Annotated in this window: 19 protein-coding genes; 15 read left to right on the top strand and 4 right to left on the bottom strand. The window is 49.2% G+C overall.

What is annotated here, in order from left to right; all coding sequences use genetic code 11:
• Window positions 1–43 precede the first annotated feature (43 nt).
• The 12 genes from rplF to pepF all read left to right on the top strand — a co-directional run bounded on the left by rplF (window position 44) and on the right by pepF (window position 8631).
• Window positions 44–583 carry a 50S ribosomal protein L6 gene (gene rplF, locus JMM79_01685; GenBank protein QQY08653.1) on the top strand — a complete coding sequence of 180 codons (540 nt, stop codon included), beginning with the start codon at window positions 44–46 and terminating at the stop codon, window positions 581–583.
• Window positions 584–596: 13 nt separating this feature from the next.
• Entirely contained in the window at window positions 597–956 is a 360-nt protein-coding gene (rplR, locus tag JMM79_01680) for a 50S ribosomal protein L18 (GenBank protein ID QQY08652.1), read from the top strand.
• A gap of 30 nt (window positions 957–986) precedes the next feature.
• Window positions 987–1562 carry a 30S ribosomal protein S5 gene (gene rpsE / locus JMM79_01675; protein QQY08651.1) on the top strand — a complete coding sequence of 192 codons (576 nt, stop codon included), beginning with the start codon at window positions 987–989 and terminating at the stop codon, window positions 1560–1562.
• Window positions 1563–1575: 13 nt separating this feature from the next.
• Entirely contained in the window at window positions 1576–2061 is a 486-nt protein-coding gene (gene rplO / locus JMM79_01670) for a 50S ribosomal protein L15 (protein ID QQY08650.1), read from the top strand.
• Between the two features lie 117 nt (window positions 2062–2178).
• The gene (secY, locus tag JMM79_01665) at window positions 2179–3678 is read left to right on the top strand and encodes a preprotein translocase subunit SecY (protein ID QQY08649.1); all 1500 of its coding nucleotides are present in this window, start codon (window positions 2179–2181) and stop codon (window positions 3676–3678) included.
• A gap of 136 nt (window positions 3679–3814) precedes the next feature.
• Window positions 3815–4582: a type I methionyl aminopeptidase gene (map, locus tag JMM79_01660; protein QQY08648.1), complete on the top strand. Its 768-nt coding sequence runs from the start codon at window positions 3815–3817 to the stop codon at window positions 4580–4582.
• Window positions 4555–4773 (top strand): translation initiation factor IF-1, encoded by a 219-nt coding sequence (gene infA, locus JMM79_01655; GenBank protein QQY08647.1) that lies wholly within the window; start codon window positions 4555–4557, stop codon window positions 4771–4773. The genes map and infA overlap by 28 nt, the downstream gene beginning before the upstream one ends.
• A gap of 17 nt (window positions 4774–4790) precedes the next feature.
• The gene (gene rpmJ / locus JMM79_01650; GenBank protein QQY08748.1) at window positions 4791–4904 is read left to right on the top strand and encodes a 50S ribosomal protein L36; all 114 of its coding nucleotides are present in this window, start codon (window positions 4791–4793) and stop codon (window positions 4902–4904) included.
• Window positions 4905–4942: 38 nt separating this feature from the next.
• On the top strand, window positions 4943–5338 hold the full coding sequence (gene rpsM / locus JMM79_01645; protein ID QQY08646.1) for a 30S ribosomal protein S13: 396 nt from the start codon (window positions 4943–4945) through the stop codon (window positions 5336–5338).
• Window positions 5339–5598: 260 nt separating this feature from the next.
• Window positions 5599–6093 (top strand): 30S ribosomal protein S11, encoded by a 495-nt coding sequence (rpsK, locus tag JMM79_01640; GenBank protein ID QQY08747.1) that lies wholly within the window; start codon window positions 5599–5601, stop codon window positions 6091–6093.
• Window positions 6094–6104: 11 nt separating this feature from the next.
• A complete protein-coding gene (gene rpsD / locus JMM79_01635) occupies window positions 6105–6719 on the top strand; it encodes a 30S ribosomal protein S4 (GenBank protein ID QQY08645.1) in 615 nt (204 codons plus the stop codon).
• A 91-nt stretch (window positions 6720–6810) separates the two neighbouring features.
• Window positions 6811–8631 carry an oligoendopeptidase F gene (pepF, locus tag JMM79_01630; protein ID QQY08644.1) on the top strand — a complete coding sequence of 607 codons (1821 nt, stop codon included), beginning with the start codon at window positions 6811–6813 and terminating at the stop codon, window positions 8629–8631.
• A 116-nt stretch (window positions 8632–8747) separates the two neighbouring features.
• Here pepF and fabF read toward each other — a convergent pair whose 3' ends face one another.
• A complete protein-coding gene (fabF, locus tag JMM79_01625; GenBank protein QQY08643.1) occupies window positions 8748–10079 on the bottom strand; it encodes a beta-ketoacyl-ACP synthase II in 1332 nt (443 codons plus the stop codon).
• 79 nt (window positions 10080–10158) lie between these two features.
• Window positions 10159–11337, bottom strand: a complete 1179-nt coding sequence (locus JMM79_01620) for a GuaB3 family IMP dehydrogenase-related protein (GenBank protein ID QQY08642.1) — start codon at window positions 11335–11337, stop codon at window positions 10159–10161.
• A gap of 417 nt (window positions 11338–11754) precedes the next feature.
• On the opposite strand from JMM79_01620, the gene hisI reads away from it, so the two are divergent.
• The gene (gene hisI / locus JMM79_01615; GenBank protein QQY08641.1) at window positions 11755–12192 is read left to right on the top strand and encodes a phosphoribosyl-AMP cyclohydrolase; all 438 of its coding nucleotides are present in this window, start codon (window positions 11755–11757) and stop codon (window positions 12190–12192) included.
• Window positions 12193–12479: 287 nt separating this feature from the next.
• The gene (locus JMM79_01610; protein ID QQY08640.1) at window positions 12480–13421 is read left to right on the top strand and encodes a 4-hydroxybenzoate octaprenyltransferase; all 942 of its coding nucleotides are present in this window, start codon (window positions 12480–12482) and stop codon (window positions 13419–13421) included.
• A gap of 140 nt (window positions 13422–13561) precedes the next feature.
• On the opposite strand, the gene moeB is transcribed toward JMM79_01610, so the two are convergent.
• Window positions 13562–14752 (bottom strand): molybdopterin-synthase adenylyltransferase MoeB, encoded by a 1191-nt coding sequence (gene moeB, locus JMM79_01605; GenBank protein QQY08639.1) that lies wholly within the window; start codon window positions 14750–14752, stop codon window positions 13562–13564.
• 331 nt (window positions 14753–15083) lie between these two features.
• A complete protein-coding gene (gene lysA, locus JMM79_01600) occupies window positions 15084–16397 on the bottom strand; it encodes a diaminopimelate decarboxylase (GenBank protein ID QQY08638.1) in 1314 nt (437 codons plus the stop codon).
• Window positions 16398–16598: 201 nt separating this feature from the next.
• On the opposite strand from lysA, the gene JMM79_01595 reads away from it, so the two are divergent.
• Complete coding sequence (locus JMM79_01595) at window positions 16599–17924, top strand: NAD(P)/FAD-dependent oxidoreductase (GenBank protein ID QQY08746.1); 1326 nt, start codon at window positions 16599–16601, stop codon at window positions 17922–17924.
• Window positions 17925–18639: the final 715 nt, after the last annotated feature.

The following is an 18639-nucleotide window of genomic DNA, read 5'->3' as shown; positions in this document are numbered from 1 at the left end:
AAGCTGGGGCTGTTGAGAAGAAAAAAGAAGGACGGATAGAACAATGTCACGACTTGGCAAAAAGCCGATCAAACTCCCCCTTGGGGTAAGCGTTGTTTTCCTCCCGGATGGGGGTGTAGCAATAAAAGGCCCAAAGGGTAGGCTGGTACAGGTACTACCTCCTGCGATAAGGGCGCTAGTTAAGGAATGCGAGCTGCTGGTGGAAAGGAAAGATGATTCACGTCGCTCCAGGGCCATGCATGGCCTAACACGGACACTCCTTTCCAACATGGTGCTGGGGGTTTCGAGTGGATTTAGACGGGAATTAGAAATTCACGGAGTGGGCTTTAGGGCCACTGTGCAGGAAAAAGTTCTAAATCTCAACCTGGGATTTTCCCGCCCGGTTCTTTTTCCAATCCCAGAAAATATCCAAATTACCGTTGTGGACAACACTAAGTTGACTATAGAAGGGATTGATAACCAGCTTGTTGGGCAATGTGCCGCGGATATTCGAAGATGTTATCCACCAGAACCCTTTAAGGGAAAGGGTATCCGACTAAAGGGAGAACAAATTCGTCGAAAAGAGGGAAAAACAGTTCAATAACTGCTTCTTTATCATGTCTAACGTTTCTAACGTTTATAAACGCACAGTCCGCCACTTTCGGATTCGAAAGAAAATCTTTGGTACTGCGCAGCGTCCGCGTCTGAGCGTGCATTTTTCAGGTCGTCACATTACTGCCCAAGTGATCAATGACGTGGAAGGCAGGACCGTTGCTTCCGTGAACACCACGGAAAAAGACTTAAGAGTGACCACCAGGGCCAATTCCACTGGCGCAAAGATAGTCGGCAAACTCATTGCTGAGCGAGGACTGGTAAGGGGTATCCGCCTTGTCGTCTTTGACCGTGGGGGTTTTCAATACCATGGCAAGGTAAGAGCACTGGCCGATGCGGCACGAGAAGGAGGCTTCCAGTTCTAGTACCCAAGTCCCCCTGCAGGAAACGATTTCATGTTAACCCTCAAGAATAGTAAAGAAAGAAGTACCTCTCGGTCCTTGCGTGGGACTAACAGGCAGGTCACCGATCCCAAAAACTCTCTCACCGATAAAGTTGTTTTTATCAATCGCTGTGCCAAAGTGGTCAAGGGTGGTCGGCGCTTTAGTTTTAGCGCGCTAATTGTCTCAGGCGACCGTCAAGGACGGGTTGGGGTTGGTTTTGGAAAGGCAAATGAGGTGAGCGAGGCCATCCGCAAAGCAACGGCAGCAGCACACAAACGCCTGCTTAATATTGCTATTACTGAAAAAACACTTCCCCATGAGGTGATTGGGGAATTTGGAGGAGGGCGCGTTCTACTACGGCCTGCCTCTCCAGGAACAGGAGTAATCGCTGGCGGAGGCGTGCGCGCCATGATGGAAGTTGTTGGTATCCGGGATGTTCTGGCTAAATCCCTTGGATCCAGTAATCCAACCAACGTAGTTAAGGCAACTCTGAATGCCCTGACTACTCTCCGAAAACGTGAGCAGGTTAGTCAAATTCGTGGGAAGTTCCAGCCCGAACTTTCGTCAGCCATAATGACTGCGCCCTGATTTATTTTTATTTATGAGACTGCATGATTTAAAGCCCCTTCCTGGGGCCAAACATCGCAAGAAGCGCCTTGGTATAGGAGAAAGTAGTGGCCATGGAAAGACCTCTGGTAGGGGACATAAGGGCCAGAGGGCACGTTCTGGCGGAAGTATCCGCCCTGGATTTGAAGGGGGGCAGATGCCGCTGATTCGGCGCTTGCCCAAACGCGGCTTTAACAATTCTCGTTTCAAGGAAGTGGTTGGCATTGTCAACGTAGGGGATTTGGAGAAATTCTTTGAGGGTGGCACTCTGGTCAATGAGTCAATATTGCGCGGGAGGGGGCTCATACGAGGGCATTTACGGGTGGTAAAGCTCCTAGGTAAGGGCAGTTTAACGAAGCAATTCAGTATTGAGGTGGATCGCACTAGTACTGCAGCAAGAGAAAAGGTGGAGAAAGCTGGAGGGAACATCTCACTGTGTAAAAGACCTCTTTGGGAAAAGCCCATTCCGGTAGGTGCTTAGTAAGGCAAGTGGGTTGCCCCACTTTGCCTGCTGTTTTTCATAGGGGAAAATGGGGAAATTCCTTAGTGTTGCTCGATAATGGAGCGCGTATATGCCCTTCCTCTATGGTAGTTAGCCATGGTTTCTGCCTTCACCAACATTTTTAAGATTCCAGAGCTGCGGAGGAGGATAATGTTCACCTTGGCCATGATTGTGGTCATGCGTATAGGGTCGGCAATAGCCACTCCTGGAGTAAATGCGGAAGTACTCCGGCAGTGGTTTGTCGGTGCTACTAGAACACACTCAAGCGGTGGGGTGGCTACGCTCTTTAATCTTTTTACAGGTGGAGCGCTGGGCAATTGCGCAATTTTTTCCTTAGGTATCATGCCCTACATTAGTGCATCCATCATGCTGCAACTTCTCACAGCAGTGATTCCTAGGCTCGGAAAATTGGCACGTGAGGAGGGTGGCCGCCAGAAAATCATGCTTTATGCTCGGTACATTACTATTGGGCTTTGTGTCATCCAGGGTTACTTTCTTGCGCTTTCTCTGGAGAACCCTGCTTCCAGCCCGTTCCTACAGGGAATCGTGGAGACAATGCGGCAGCTGGACATGGAGCTAGTTCCTCATCCTGGTCTTGGGTTCCGCTTACTCACCATCACTACAATGACTGCAGGAACTCTCTTTCTCATGTGGTTGGGTGATCAAATCACTGATCGAGGGATCGGTAACGGCACTTCCTTGATCATCACAGTTGGAATCCTTGCCCAGCTTCCGGCGGGTCTCCTCCAGGCTTGGAAGACATTTGTTCCTACTGTTATTGGCACAACGGCCAGTATAAACCCTCTTGTTCTCGTTCTAATGTGTGCCTTTTTGGTATTCGTAATAGCTGCAGTAATTGCTGTTACTCAGGCACAAAGAAAGATTAGTATCCAGTATGCAAAGCGGGTAATGGGACGCAAGGTGTACGGCGGACAGACACAATACATGCCTCTTAAAGTTAACTACGCAGGGGTGATGCCCATAATCTTCGCACAGGCGATCCTGATTTTTCCCTCCACTATTCTAAAGATGGCCTTCCCTCAAAATAGAACTGCCTCTGATTTAGCAGACATGTTGGCCTCTGGATGGTTGCATTATACTCTCTACGGATGTATGATCTTCTTCTTCAGCTATTTTTGGGTAGCGACGCAGTTCCAGCCAGTGCAAATTGCCGATGATTTAAAAAAGTGTGGGGGATTTATACCTGGTGTGCGTCCTGGCAGGCCGACGGCGGACTTTTTAGACTTTGCTATGACGCGGCTGACCTTTGCCGGCGCCGTCTTTCTAACTGCCATTGCTATTCTGCCGCAGGTTCTTTACCAAGGGCTGAATCTGCCCTATACGGCGGCACAGTTTTTTGGAGGCACGGGATTGTTGATTATCGTTGGTGTTGTCCTGGAGACTATGCGTCAGGTGGAGACTCACTTGCTCCAACGACACTATGACGGCTTCTTGCGTAAGGGGCGACGGCGTGGTACCGAGTATTACGTTAGGGGGAGAGCGGACAAGGCAAGCTCTCCGCTGGTATGGGTTTATGTTGCTGTGGCAATCCTAGTTATCGCTGGCACCACTATTCTGGTGGCCTACCATCGTTAAAAAGAAAGAAGTGAGCAGGGAAGTGTAGAAAATAACTGTTCTCCTCGGGCTCGGATGTTTCTAGAACTCATCCTCTTACAGGGAGGAGACGCGGCATTGCGTTGCCCATTGCCTCAGGGAGAGGAAGAAGTGAGTTATGATCCCCATTAAAAAGAGCAAGGAGGTTTTTCAGATGCGTCTGTCCGGTGAAGTCGCGGCTGGGATTCTCGCGGAGCTTGTTGGGATGGTAACTCCAGGAATAACGACAAAGGATATCGATGAAGCGGCAGGAGAATTAATGAACGCGGCTCAGGTACGCAGTGCCTTTCTTGGTTACCGAAGTTTCCCTGGAAGAATTTGTATTAGCCTTAATGAGGAAGTCGTCCATGGGATTGGTAGTAGCAGCCGCCATATTCAGTGTGGGGATATTGTGAAACTCGATGTAGGTATTATTAGAGAAGGCTGGGTCAGCGATACCGCTGCGACCATCACCACTGGTGAGGTCTTACCTGAGGTAGCCTGTCTAGTTTCTACCACCCAGAGGATTCTCATGAGCGCCATTTCCATTGCCACTGCTGGTAGAAGGCTTGGTGATCTGTCAGCTCACATTGAAGAATGTGCTTGTGCTGCCGGATATAGTGTTGTCCGCGAATTTGTGGGACACGGTATTGGTCGTAGTCTTCACGAAGAGCCACAAATTCCAAATTTCGGCGAGCGTGGCACCGGGCCCATACTGAGAGCCGGGATGATTCTTGCCATCGAGCCTATGATCAATGCTGGTAAAGCCGATATCCGCATGCTTGAGGACAAATGGACTGTTGTAACCGCGGATGGAAGTCAGTCCGCTCATTTTGAGCACACTGTGCTTGTAACAAATGAAAAGCCGGAAATTCTAACATGTCCAAGGAACACTCTATTGAAGTAAAGGGTAAGGTGGTTGAGCTTCTGCCTAACACGATGTTTCGTGTGGAGTTGGAAGGTGGGCAACGCGTTCTGGCCCATATCTCTGGGAAAATGAGGCTAAATTTTATTCGCATTCTACCTGGTGACATGGTTACAGTGGAGATCTCTCCTTATGATCTAGCCAAGGGGCGCATCACTTATCGATGCAGATAAAACCGCGAGACGATGGAATGAAAGTCAGAGCCTCAGTAAAACGCCAGTGTGGAAGCTGTAAGATCGTGCGGAGGAAAAACGTCGTGCGGGTCATTTGTAAGGACCCAAAGCACAAACAGCGTCAGGGCTAACCGTATGCGTCCAGCTATTTTGACCATTTATTAATATTATGCCGCGACTCCTTGGTGTTGAAATCCCTGGCGACAAGCGCATTGAGGCTTCTCTGCAGTATATCTATGGAATCGGCAAGCGCACAGCCGCGCGCATTTTGGAGCAAGCTGATATTGGGGTCGATCTTCGAGCTAAAGCGCTGAGCCAAGAGCAAATTGCAGCAATTGTTCATGCTATTTCTGCCAGCAAGATTTTGACCGAAGGGGACCTGCGTCGAGAGGTGCAAAATCACCTTAAGCGCCTGCAAGGCATTAATTGCTACCGTGGAATGCGCCATCGTCGTGGGCTACCAGTGCGTGGCCAACGCACATCCACCAACGCTCGTACCAGAAAGGGAGCCCGCAGAACAGTTGGTATTGCCAGAAATAAAAATGCTAAATCCGGTAAAGTGTGATACAAGGGGGGGTGAAGGGCGATTTTCCTTTTCAAGGTGGGTAATACTTGCTAGTCGTCCAGCTGGGGTTTTGCGCCCGATATTATCTATGAAATTGTCTGATTGTTCCTTTTCCCTTGGGGTACGTGCGTGGGGCGTCGATAAGGTGGGTTTCCCCCCCCCGGAGGGGAGGAGAGGAACTGGGGGTTTTTTTCGCGCACTCCCTTTTTCCCTATTCTCTTCCCTATTCTACAATGGCTGTTGAGCGAGTTGACGAGGAGATGGTGGAGACTCTTAAAGAGGTGGCGGACAAGCCCGCCTCCGAGGAGGGTGTCTCTCCTAGGTTTCAGAAAAAGGGTGAGAGGCAGGCTGGGGACAGCCGGGGGAAAACAAAAAAAAGCTCCAAGGCTAGGGTCAGAGGCGGCAGAAGCATAGTGCAGGGTATCGTCCACGTCTTGGCTAGTTTCAACAACACTATCGTGAGTATTGCAGACCAAAATGGAAAGGTTGTAGGTTGGTCTAGCGCTGGTAAATGCGGTTTTAAGGGTTCAAGGAAAAGTACAGCCTATGCTGCTCAACTTGTTGCACAGGATGCCTGCCGCCAGGCAATGGGATATGGTCTCAAAGAAGTGGAGGTGCGTGTAAAAGGCCCAGGGGCAGGGCGCGAGTCGGCTGTGCGTGCTATTCAAGCGATTGGGTTGGAAATAAGCCTCATTCAAGATGTCACTCCTGTCCCACATAATGGGTGTCGTCCTCCAAAGCAACGCCGCGTTTAGTTGACTATTTCATGGCACGTCGTACTGGACCAAAAACGAAAGTCAGCCGCCGATATGGTGTTCTCATTGAGGGATCTGCCAGGGCATTTGAGAACAAGACCTATCCCCCAGGAGTACACGGTCCCAGTAGGAGTATACGTCGCAAGATCTCCGATTATGCATTGGCCCTTGCAGAAAAGCAGAAGCTGCGTTGCCAATATGGCGTCCTCGAGCGCCAGTTCCGGCGTTATTTTCGACAGGCCCTAACTAAAAAAGGGGTCACCGGAGAGATTCTCCTTCAGCTGCTTGAGACTCGCTTGGATAACATCGTCTATCGGATGGGGTTCTCTAGAACACTACGAGGGGCTCGACAGCTTGTTGCTCATGGTCATGTTTTTTTAAACAGCCGCAAAATAGACATCGCCTCTGCAAATCTGCGTCCTGGGGATCAAATAGGTATTAAGGGGGCTCCTAGTTCTAGGTCCATGGTTCAGAAAGTCCTAGAGCTGGCTCACAGTGCAACGGTTCCAGGTTGGCTCCTAGTTGACCTTGGGAACTTGACTGGGAGAATGGTTAGACTTCCCTCCAGAGAGGACATTAATCCGATTGTGAACGAGCAGCTGGTCGTCGAGCTTTACTCTAGATAACGGCTTCTCCACAAGGACTCTGTAAGTCCGGTCATAAAACAAGTTTTGGCGGATGTGCAAGTGAGCAGGACACGAGATTTGGAGTATTCCCGTGAGCTTAAATGTTTGTGTTCCTGACCGATCTGCAATTTGTCCGCGGGATACTTGGAACTTAAAGGCAATTTTTTCTAGCGAATCTGACTGGGAAAATGCCTTTAGAAAGCTGAAAGCATGTCACACTGAAATCCTCAAATTCCGTGGGCACCTCTCGGATTCCCCAAAAACCCTGAAAAGGTGCCTGGAACTTAAGAGGGAGATTGACGTACTCAATGAGAGAGTATGTGAGTACGCGATGTTGCGTCTCAGTGAGGATAACTCAAACGAAAAAGCACTTGATCGAGAAGCTCGCTTGGTCAGCTTTACCCCGCATCTAAAGCGGACCTTCTCCTTTATAGCACCGGAACTACAAAGGATACCTGAAAATGTGTTTATTGGTTGGCTGCAAGATCCTTCCTTGGAGGAATGGATGTCCTTTCTCCGGAGAATTTTGCGCACAAAACCACACACGCTCTCTGAGCCAGAGGAGAATCTTTTGGCTCTTGTCGGAGGGGTACTAGAAGGTTCTGGTACTGTTTTTTCTCAGCTAACCAATGTTGATATGAGTTTTGGTTACGTCCATGATAGGGAGGACGCCAACCATAAAATTCAATTAACGCAAAATACCCTCACCTCCCTCCTTATTAGGAGAAATAGGACGATCAGGAGGGAAGCATTCAGAAAATTCTACCAGGAGTTTTCTGATCACAGGTATACGCTCGCAGCTGCTTTGGCAGTCTCGGTACGTCAGGATGTTTTTCATGCGCGGGCAAGAAATTTTTCATCGGCGCAGGAAGCAGCGCTCTTCTATGACGACGTTCCACTATCGTTGTATGATGGCTTGATCGCTACCGTCCGTGCCCATCTCCCCCTATTGCACCGTTACCATGGTCTACGCCGGCGTGTGCTAAATCTTTCCGCCGTCCACGTCTACGACCTGCTAGTGCCGTTAGTAGATAATGCCCAGACAAGTATTCCGTTTGAGGTAGCAGTAGAAAAAGTCCTGTCTGCAGTTGCCCCCTTAGGGAAAGAGTATGTCAGTGTACTCCACAATGGACTAATGGTCGAACGCTGGTGTGATCGCTACGAAAACAAAGGGAAATATAGTGGAGCATTCAGTGCCGGTAGCTACTCGAGTCCTCCCTATCTCCTTATGAATTACAGGAAGGATGTCTTTTCTGACCTCTATACCCTTGCTCACGAAGCAGGCCATTCCATGCACACGTGGTACTCGAGCAGGACCCAGAGTTTTCAAAACTACCGTTATTCCATCTTTCTCGCAGAGGTCGCCTCTGCCTTTAATGAGATACTACTTACCGAGCACTTGCTTTCCAAAGCAAGTGATCTCCCTGCGTATACCTACCTACTTAATCGACAAATCGATGATTTGCAGGGGAGTCTCTTTCGACAGACGATGTTTGCGGAATTTGAAAAAATCATCCACGCAGCCGAAGAGGAAGGACGTGCACTCACGCTAGACTTTTTAAGATCCTCTTATCGATCCTTACTCGATGCTTTTTTCGGACAAGAAGTGGTGGTTGACGATGTCGCAGAGCTTGAGTGTCTGCGAATTCCTCACTTTTACGACGCATTTTACGTTTATAAATATGCAACCGGCATTTCTGCAGCTGTGACCTTGTGCAATAAGGTACTTGAAAGCGGAGAAACTGCTGCATACCTTGGCCTTCTACGGAGCGGAGGGAGTCAATTCCCAATTGCAGCTCTACAGGCAGCTGGAGTAGATATGAATTCTTCGGAACCTATCCAGGCTGCATTACATCTATTTGCCAACCGGCTGGAAGAGCTAGAAGCTCTTCTTCTTGTCCAAGAAGAATAAAAAAGAGGAAGGGATGATTTTTTGCTACTTTTTGAAGGCAAAATCCTCTCCCGGCATTTGAGAGAAAGTTCCAAGCAATAATCTTTAGGTTGCACCCTCCTCCATTTCTTTTATCCCTAATCTGGAAATCTACGTGCAAGCAGAGTGGCATTATGACCACCGAAGCCAAATGAGTTGTTAATAGCGACACACACCTTCTGCTCACGAGCCTGGTTTGGTACGTAGTCAAGATCACATTCCGGATCTTGATGCTCAAGATTGATCGTTGGAGGCACAACTCCATATTTAATGGCCAGGACACAGGCAGCCATTTCCACCCCACCAGCTGCCCCAAGCAGATGGCCAGTCATGGACTTTGTCGAGCTTACCATGGTAGTTTTGGCACTGCTGCCTAACGCCAGCTTAATCGCCCTGGTCTCACAAATGTCACCGATAGGCGTAGAGGTCCCGTGCGCATTGATGTAATCAATTTCCCCCGAATTTACACCAGCGTGCCGCATAGCCATTCTCATACAGCGTGCCGCTCCCTCTCCCTCCGGAAGAGGCTGTGTCATATGGTACGCATCACTACTTAAGCCATATCCGGAAAGTTCACAATAAATGGATGCTCCACGACGTTTAGCATGTTCTAACTCTTCAATAAGAAGTATTCCGGCACCTTCTCCCATAACAAATCCGTCGCGGTCGCGATCGAATGGGCGGGAGGCGCGCTCCGGTTCACTATTCCTAAGACTTAACGCATTCATGGCCGAAAACCCTGATATACCTAGAGGTGTAATGGTCGCCTCGGCACCACCTGCCAAAAATACATCGGCATCACCGAACTTGATGATACGCCAGGCCTCCCCGATGGAATGATTGGCAGTTGCACAAGCTGTTACGATGGACATGTTGGGTCCACAGATACCAAACTCCATCGAAACCACGCCGCTGGCCATATTGCTAATCATCATTGCAATTGTGAAAGGGGAAACACGGGATGGCCCACGTGCATACAGACGCTTTGTTTCATCTTCCATGCTTTGCAAGCCTCCAATGCCACTTCCGATCAGAACGCCGAAACGATCACGTTGTATGGTTTTAATATCTAATCCTGAGTCTGACAAGGCCATGGTGGCAGCAGCTACGGCAAACTGAGTGAATCGATCTGAGCGCCTAGCTTCCTTAAGGGCTTTGGACATTGCAATTTTTTCAAAAGACTTGGTACCTCTAGAGCATAGGTCGTGCTCGGTGGAGCGATGCAATTTGCCCGCCTCCTTGAAAACTCCGACAGGATCAAAACTCTGGACCTCTCCCGCAATTTTGCAGGAGTAAATCTCCGAGTCGAATGCCTGATAAAGGCGAACACCACTCCGGCCTTCAGTCAGGTTCTTCCAAAATGTTTTTACGTCGTTACCGAGTGGGGTTATGACGCCTAGACCGGTCACGACGACCCTGCGATCACTCATCAATTGGATCAAACTTAGGAAGTACAGGAAAGCTCAACGGAAGGAATTGTTTATTGGCTTCGTGGCGACTGCGCTGTGTTCATTGTGAGCCCATCCCTACATTCTGTACTACCTGAAGGAGTTTGCCTTCGGTTTGGATAGAAGGTGCAATAATGATTTCTGTTTCCTGAAATGCGCGGATGGAAGCAGCGCCTACGTTGCCCATACAAGTAGTGATGGCTCCTATGAGGTTTTGACTGCCGTCATCCACCCCAGCCGGACCAAAAAGGATCTGTTGCAAGCTTCCAGTGGTACCCACATGAATACGCGTACCCCGGGGAAGATTTGCGTGAGGGGTGGCCATGCCCCAGTGATAACCTCTGCCAGGAGCCTCCTTGGCTTTGGCAAATGCGCTCCCCACCATTACCGCATCCGAACCACATGCTAGCGCTTTGCATACGTCGCCTCCTTTACACATTCCTCCATCGGTAATAATGGGGACATAGGATCCACTTTTTTTATAAAAAGCATCGCGCGCCGCAGCACAATCTACCGTGGCAGTAACCTGAGGCACCCCTAAGCCAAGCACTCCGCGGGAGGTGCAGGCAGCTCCGGGGCCAACACCAACCAGGACTCCTGCTACTCCACATTCCAAAATTTCAAGTGTTACGCTATAGCTGACAGCATTACCAACGATTACTGGCAGGGGAATTTTTTTACAAAAATTAGCAAGCTCAAGAGATTTATACTCACTAGAAATATGCCGAACGGTAGACACAGTACTTTGGATCACAAAAACATCCGCTCCCGCCTCTGCTGCAATGCGACCATACAGTTCTGCATTTTGCGGGATGGAGCTCACCGCAGTAGTGATCTGAGATTCCTTGATTTGCTGGATACGTCTGGCAACAAGCACCTCCTGCACAGGTTTCTGGTACAGTCTCTGTAGTAAGGAGGTAACGTGTTCCCTCTTAGCCTTGAGGATTTCGTCAAAAATTTCTTCGGGATTTTCATAGCGGGTCTGTATTCCTTCCAAGTTAAGGACTGCAAGGCCACCAAGCAGCCCCATTTCCCGTGCAAAACAAACGTCCACCACGCCATCCATTGCACTTGCAAGAATAGGAATGTTAAGCCGGATGGGTTCTCCTCTTTTTCTTGGAATGGCGAAAGTGGTATCTACCTCATTTGGGTTGATGGTAACTGTGCCAGGAACCAGGGAGATTTCATCAAATCCATAAGTAACGCGCGCCTTTCTATTTTTTCCGATCCACATTCCCATAGGGTATTAGCAGTTTTGGTGATGGCTTTTATTGAGACAAGTGTGTTAGCACACCTGCTTGGACTACTGGCACTATAAGGCACTGGAGAAGCATAGCTGGAGAGCAATCTTCGAATTCTCTCTCGCGTACTAACAAACGCCGAGTGCGGATCGCAGCGAAAGTAGGCCCAGGCCTTCTTCCAGGCTTGTCCTGTAGGCTATCCAGACAAGGGAAATCGCCGCAAGGAAAACTGGGATACAATTGCTGGAAATTGGGGATGGTTGACTGGAATCATCTTTCTTGGCAACTAGCAACAAGATGAAATAGCCCCTAGAAAAGCACAAATCTCGGAAGACGCTTGAGATTTACTCACCTAGGTCCCATATTCCCCATCAGGTAGCTTTGTTGTGTAACTCAACGGAGAGAGTATGCCCAAAATGGACCTTGATTTTAAGTTTAATGCAGAGGGATTAATCCCTGCGATTGTGCAGCAAATACTAACTTCCAAGAAACACCACTACGGTCGTGTTCTGATGATGGGATGGATGAACAAGGATTCTATAGAGCAGTCCCTAGCCAAGGGATTCATGCACTACTGGAGCCGTTCTAGAAATAAGCTCTGGCTTAAGGGAGAGACCAGTGGCAACGTTCAGAAAATCGTACGTTGGTTTGTAGACTGTGACCGAGATACTCTTCTTTTTTATGTAGAACAGAAGGGATCGGCATGTCACTCAGGTTCTGAAAGTTGTTTCTTTTCAGAGTTGGACATACGAGAGGGCATGGTACCTTCCCCTAAAGAGTTTCTCGCTGTGGAGGAAAAAAAGGGGGGTGCTCCAGAAAAGGAAAATGAGGGCAAACCTGCGGTGCTATGCTAGCACGTTGCATCCTCACTAGCGGGGATGGGAAGCTGTGATTCTGACGTGGCTTGCTTTTTTGTTGAGGACTGCAGTTAAGTTACGATGGGATTTTAGCGTCTCGCCCAGGGGAGCGCATGTGGCGGGGGATGCCTTTTCTGTAGTTAACTGCCATTAACTGCCAGTTTGTTAGAAAGGCCCGGATAGAAAAAAGTAGGATAGAAGCTTTCTAGATCGATGTGGTGTAGTTTGTATACGCTCTAACTATCCTCGGATGATTAAAGTCCCTCAATTCCTCTAAGAAGACAATGCAGAAACACAGCATGGGTCCACTCCGGGCTTTTCTTCAGTTTGTTTGTTTCTCTCATACAATTTTTGCCTTGCCATTTGCTTTGGGCTCTATGCTCACGGCTGCACATGGATTTCCCTCCCGTGGAATTCTTCTACTCATCGTTGTGGCCATGGTTTGCGCTCGGACAGCAGCCATGACGTTTAATCGAGTGGTAGATCGAGAGCTAGACAAACGCAACCCTCGTACTGCCTGTCGTCATCTACTGGTAAGTCAGCCAACTGCCATTGCGGCCTGTGCTATCTCTTCCCTAGCCTTTATAGGCACCACTTGGGCAATTAACAGACTATGTCTGGCACTTTCTCCTCTTGCTTTGGGAATTGTCTTTTTTTACTCCCTGACAAAGCGGTTTACCTATGCGTCGCAGTTTTTTTTGGGGCTAGCACTGTCAGTAGCTCCCATAGGGGCATGGAACGCAGTAACTGGAGAATTTGCTCTGCCTCCGCTAATACTGGCACTGTGTGTCTTTCTTTGGGCAGCAGGATTTGATATGGTCTACGCCATACAAGATGTTGAGGTGGACCGGCGGGAAGGTCTTAAATCTATGGTGGTCCTACTGGGTGTAACCACGTCGATCCGTACAGCACAATGGCTCCACGTGGGAATGCTCCTCTCACTCGTCCTTTTCGGATGGGTGGAACAGCTCGGTTTCCCCTATGCTGTTGCACTGGGACTGATTGCCTGTCTCCTGCTCCTGATGTACAGGCATTTCGCGACGGACTCTAGCACGAAGATAGCTGCCAACTGGGTCTTAAGCAATGCAACCATGGGGTTGCTCCTTATGGCAGGGATATTTATGGACTTCTACTGGAGGTCCAACTCCCATTTCTCTAGTCTAGTATTCCAGAGTGTTGGAGCAATTTGCATCGGCTCCCCTGGGAGAACAACCCTCTCTGCATGAAAAGAAGAAGAAATCTAGTACGAACACCACGGACGTGCGAAGCTAAAGCTAAACCCACGCCACCCTTATGGAAGACCATACTTGGGAAAGCAACCTTCTTTTTGAAGGAAATTATACTTACAAGCGAGAAGAGGCAAGAACTAGTACTGAGGTACCGAGGAATCGATTCTATCGGACCATGCATGGATACCACCTTCTACGTTAAACAACTTCGTAAAACCAGCATCGCGAAGTTGACACAGCGCTCTCAAGCTCCGCCCCCCCGTTTTACAGTGGATATAAATTTCATCGGAAGTGTCTAGCTCGCTCATGCGAGAGGGAAGCTCACCCAACGGAATCAAGCGAGAGCCAGGAATTCGGGCAATCTGGTACTCGTGGAGCTCACGCACATCCAAAAGAGTCAATGGGACACCGGAGCTAAGTTTCTCTCTTAAGATCTCGACGCTTACCGTTGGAACTGTAGTTCCGATTTCCGCCGCTTTCGAAACTCCACAAAATTGTTCGTAGTCAATAAGTCCAGTAAGAGTGGATTCCTCACTGCAGAGAGGGCAGCGCGGATCTTTACGCACCCTAAATTCACGAAACCGCATCCTAAGAGCGTCGAAATGGAGAAGTCTTCCTATAAGGCAATCTCCTATCCCTACTAGGAGCTTGATGCACTCAATGGATTGAATGAGACCAACAATACCCGGGAGCACCCCAAAAACCCCGCCCTCGGCACAACTAGGAACAGCGCCTGGAGGAGGAGGCTCAGGAAAGAGGCAACGATAGCAAGGGCCCCCTAGGTGGGGAGCGAACACTGTACTCTGCCCCTCGAATCTAAAAATTGAGCCATAAACATTCGGCCTTCTCAGAAAAAAGCATGCGTCATTAGAAAGATACCGAGTTGGAAAATTGTCAGTACCATCGACGACCAGATCGTAATCCATTACAATGCCCCTGGCGTTCTCGCTGCGGAAAAAGCAGTCGTGCATTACCAGATTGACGTGAGGATTGATGTCCTTAATGCGGTCTAGTGCGCTGTCAAGCTTTTTTCTGCCGACGTCCTTCGTTCCATGTAGAACTTGGCGCTGCAAGTTCGAGCGGTCCACAATGTCGAAGTCCACCAACCCTAGTTTACCAATTCCAGCTGCCGCAAGGTAGAGGGCAATAGGAGAACCCAATCCCCCAACGCCAATGCAGAGAACGCTGGAAGCTTTGAGTTTTTTCTGCCCCTCCAAGGTGATCTCCGGCATAATCAGGTGGCGGGAGTATCGCGCGATTTCATCGCGACCGAGCTCAACGCAGCCGGTCCGTTCCGGGCCGACAATGTCTCTGTTTATTCCTTCCATGACTTAGTAGTCCTCCAGGGGGGAGAGTAGGGAATAGCCTGCTCGGAATCAACAACGAAATCTACTCGGTCTGCAATTCCTACAGCATACAGCCGAATATAGCCGAAGATTCGAAAAAGGAGATATTGGACCAGTTTTTATACTCTCACCGCCTCCATTAAAAAAAGTAAGGTACAGTAAGATCTCGGAGGGCATGGCGCGGGAGATCAATTATAGGAAGGAGACCCTCTACACAAAGGCTGTAACTAATAGCCGGATGGCACATAAAACTCTAGCGATGGTCCCAGATTATTCGGCAGTGAGTTGTTACTTTTCTATTCTATTCCAAGTGTTACAAGTGGGAAATATTTGAGGAGATGCCCATAACGTGTTCTCTGAGGATGAGGTCAGAAAACTTTTCCCGTTCCCGAATAAGGAAAGATTCGGAGTTGTCTACCATGACTTCTGCCGCAAGAGGACGGGAATTGTATCGGGAAGACATAGCAGAACCATAGGCACCTGCACTCATAAGTGCTAAATAATCTCCTGGCTGATAATCAGGGAGAGTAGCCTCCTGCAGGAAAAAATCGCCGCTCTCACAGACAGGTCCGACAACGTCTGCCGTACCTGAGCCAAGGTGAGGGGAGTGCTCGAGAGGAACTACTTGATGTGGCGTTCCATAAAGGGCTGGCCGAATGAGGTCGTTCATGCCGGCATCCACGATCACAAAGCGCTTGGCAGATTGCTTCTTAGCTTGGATTACTCGTGTGATAAGAATTCCAGCGTTTCCGACAAGACTACGGCCAGGTTCAAATAAAATTTTAACCCCTAGGGAAGAAAGGAGTGGCAGCAGAGCTGCTGCGTATCTCTCTGGAGTTAAGAGTTCTGGATCCGCCTCCTTCCACCATTGTGGAGCCCCACTTTCTAGAGCTTCTTGATAGACAATTCCCATACCCCCCCCCACGCTAAAGAACTCAATCCCATAGCGTTCCGCAAGCTGAACAACTAGAGAAGATAGCTTTCTAATGGCTTCTACAAAGGGTCGGCAATCTAAAATCTGGGAGCCAATGTGAGTCTGGACGCCGCGGATGGAAAGGTGAGGCAGGGCAGCAGCGTGGGCGTACGCTTCTTCGGCATGGCTTAGGTCGATTCCGAATTTGTTGTTGGCCTTTCCAGTGGTGATATAAGAGTGTGTGCTCACTTCCACATCTGGATTAATGCGTAGAGCTACTGGAGCCCTTCTCCCCAGTTTCCCAGCAATTCCGTTGATAGTCTCCAGTTCTGCTTCAGATTCTACGATGAAGCAGTATACACCTTCCCTAAGTGCATAGTCGATTTCTTCCCGGGTTTTACCGATTCCTGCAAAGGTGCAACGGCTAGCATATCCACCGGCCTGCAGGATTCGATAAAGTTCGCCACCAGAGACAATGTCAAATCCAGCCCCTAGCCCGGCAAAAAGATTCAGAATATACAGATTGGAATTAGCTTTAACTGCATAGCAGACTAGGTGGTTTAAAGGTGCTAAAGCAGCTTTCAAACGCCGGAAATTATCCCTGATAGTCTGTGCCGAATAGACATAGAGAGGAGTCCCATAATGCCTACTTAAGTAGGAGAGTTTATGCTGTTCACAGCAGAGAGACCCATTGTGGAAAGCAAAGTGATGCATAGTCAGGAAAAGGATGTAACCGCTATTTTTTTAATGTCAATCAGCCAGTAAATCAAAGTAGAATGGGCCCCCGGGGAGGTCCGGCCCAGCCTGCTTTGGTCCGGAAGAAGGGGGTAAGGGTGCGTGCGGATTTTCTGTATGAAAGCTGCTCCCCCCATCCAGCAAAATATCCAGCAAAATGAGACCTCTATGAGCACTGCTATGAGCTATACAAGTGGAACCGTCGGAAATCAATCGAGCCTACCAGTTGTCGTTATTATCGGGGGAGGGTTTGGCGGGCTCTCTGCTGCCCGCGGCCTCGCAGATGTGGCAGTCCGAGTTATTCTAATTGACAGAAGTAATCATCATCTTTTTCAGCCGCTTCTCTACCAGGTTGCAACGTCCGGCCTGGCGGAAGCAGATATCGCTGAACCGATTCGCTCTATTTTACGTACCCAAAGAAACGTAGAGATTTTTCTCGACGAGGTAACCAGGATTGATACGCTTAAGAAGCTAGTGGTAACGCCAGACCTAACTCTACGCTACGACTACCTTATTCTAGCCTGTGGTGCACGTCATTCCTATTTTGGAAAAGACGAATGGGAGCGGCACGCTCCAGGTCTAAAAACTCTGGAAGATGCTATTAACGTTCGAAATCGCATCCTTGTGGCATTTGAGGATGCCGAGAAGGCTTCTGTGCCAGAAGAGCGCGAGCGAGCAATGACCTTTGTGATAGTAGGAGGGGGACCGACTGGCGTAGAAACGGCGGGCGCTATTGCTGAACTGGCACACCATACCTTAAGAAGAGATTTTCGCCATATCAATCCGCCAGAGGCTCGGATTATTCTTGTGGAGGCCGCCTCCCACATTCTTCCTACTTTTGATCCTGTCCTTTCCGGCAAAGCCCTTAAACAGCTAAAAAAACTTCGCGTGGAGGTCCGCCTTGCCGCGAAGGTCACTCGAATTACAGGGGATTATGTAGAAGTAAATGGAGCCACCATTCCCACTCGTACCGTTATTTGGGCCGCCGGAAACGTGGCTTCTCCTCTGGGAAGTCAACTTGGCGTCGAAGTAGATCGTCAAGGACGGGTCATAGTCAATGCAGATATGAGTATTCCCGGGCATCCCGAAGTGTTCGTGATTGGAGATATGGCGTTCTCCAGACGTCCCGACGGCACTCCTGTTCCTGGTGTTTCTCCAGCGGCAGTACAAGCTGGACGTCTTGTAGCAAGGAATATCCTTTGCCTATTAAACAGAGTTTCCACGAAACACTTCGCGTATGTGGACAGAGGGAGTATGGCCACCATTGGACGGCATGCTGCTGTAGTCGATCTGCATCTGATTAAGTTCGGCGGGTACTTTGCTTGGATCACTTGGACACTAATCCACCTTTATTTTCTCACCGGGTTTAGGAAGCGCTCGCGTGTGTTTCTAAGTTGGATCTTCTCTTATCTGACCTATGCAACCACGTCTCGCATAATTCTTCTCCGGGCTTGGCAAAATAAGCTTTCTGGGGGCCGTTCTACCTCCAAAACACTCGATGGTTGAGTCCTCGATGGTTGATCTATTTATTCCCTGTAACATCCCACGATGACCCCTTACCAGAGCAAGGGCAAGAGAGCTTCCCTAGTTCTGTGAACTTTCTAGTGTAAAGAAGAAACGGGGGGGATACCGCCACAATTCCTTGCTGGCCGTCTATAGCCCCTATATCATTAGCTACCGAGCCATATTAGCATGATGTTGTGGCCTCTTCCATATTATGGAGGTCATCGACAGGTCTTGTGTCTCATATTCTTGCGGCCGCCTTGTACTCTACGGCAAAACTTTGGTGCTGTGCGTGTCTCCCCAGGAACACTAAAATGAGGGGGGGGAGTCCTTGTAGAAAAAAGGGGGGGCCTTACCCCCTCTGTTATCACCAGAATCGTACTCCTTTGGAGAGGTTAGCGTTGAAGAGGGCCACTGTAACCCTTTATACGAAAAACCCTTACGGATCCTCCCCGGTAGGAAAGGCTTCCCACACTGGTACGGGCCGCCTCTGCCCCAGGGAAACCGGGCTTACTTTCTCTGAGTGGAGAAAATGACGGGTACCCTTCCTTCTCCAGAGAGGTGCTTACTTGCAGGCCAGCAACCTCACCAATGGTCACACCAGATCGATCTGGTCGAAAAACCGCTACATAGGCAACACTAGACCTTGGAATCGGAAAATATTTTTCCGCCCGTCTCTTGTTATTCGTGCCCCCGTGTGAAATCCATTGCTACAAAT

It is taken from the genome of Candidatus Xiphinematobacter sp. (assembly GCA_016766635.1).
Classification (GTDB): Bacteria; Verrucomicrobiota; Verrucomicrobiia; order Chthoniobacterales; family Xiphinematobacteraceae; genus Xiphinematobacter.
The sequence above is the reverse complement of the archived record's forward strand: the minus strand, read 5'-3'. Positions and strand labels throughout refer to the sequence as shown.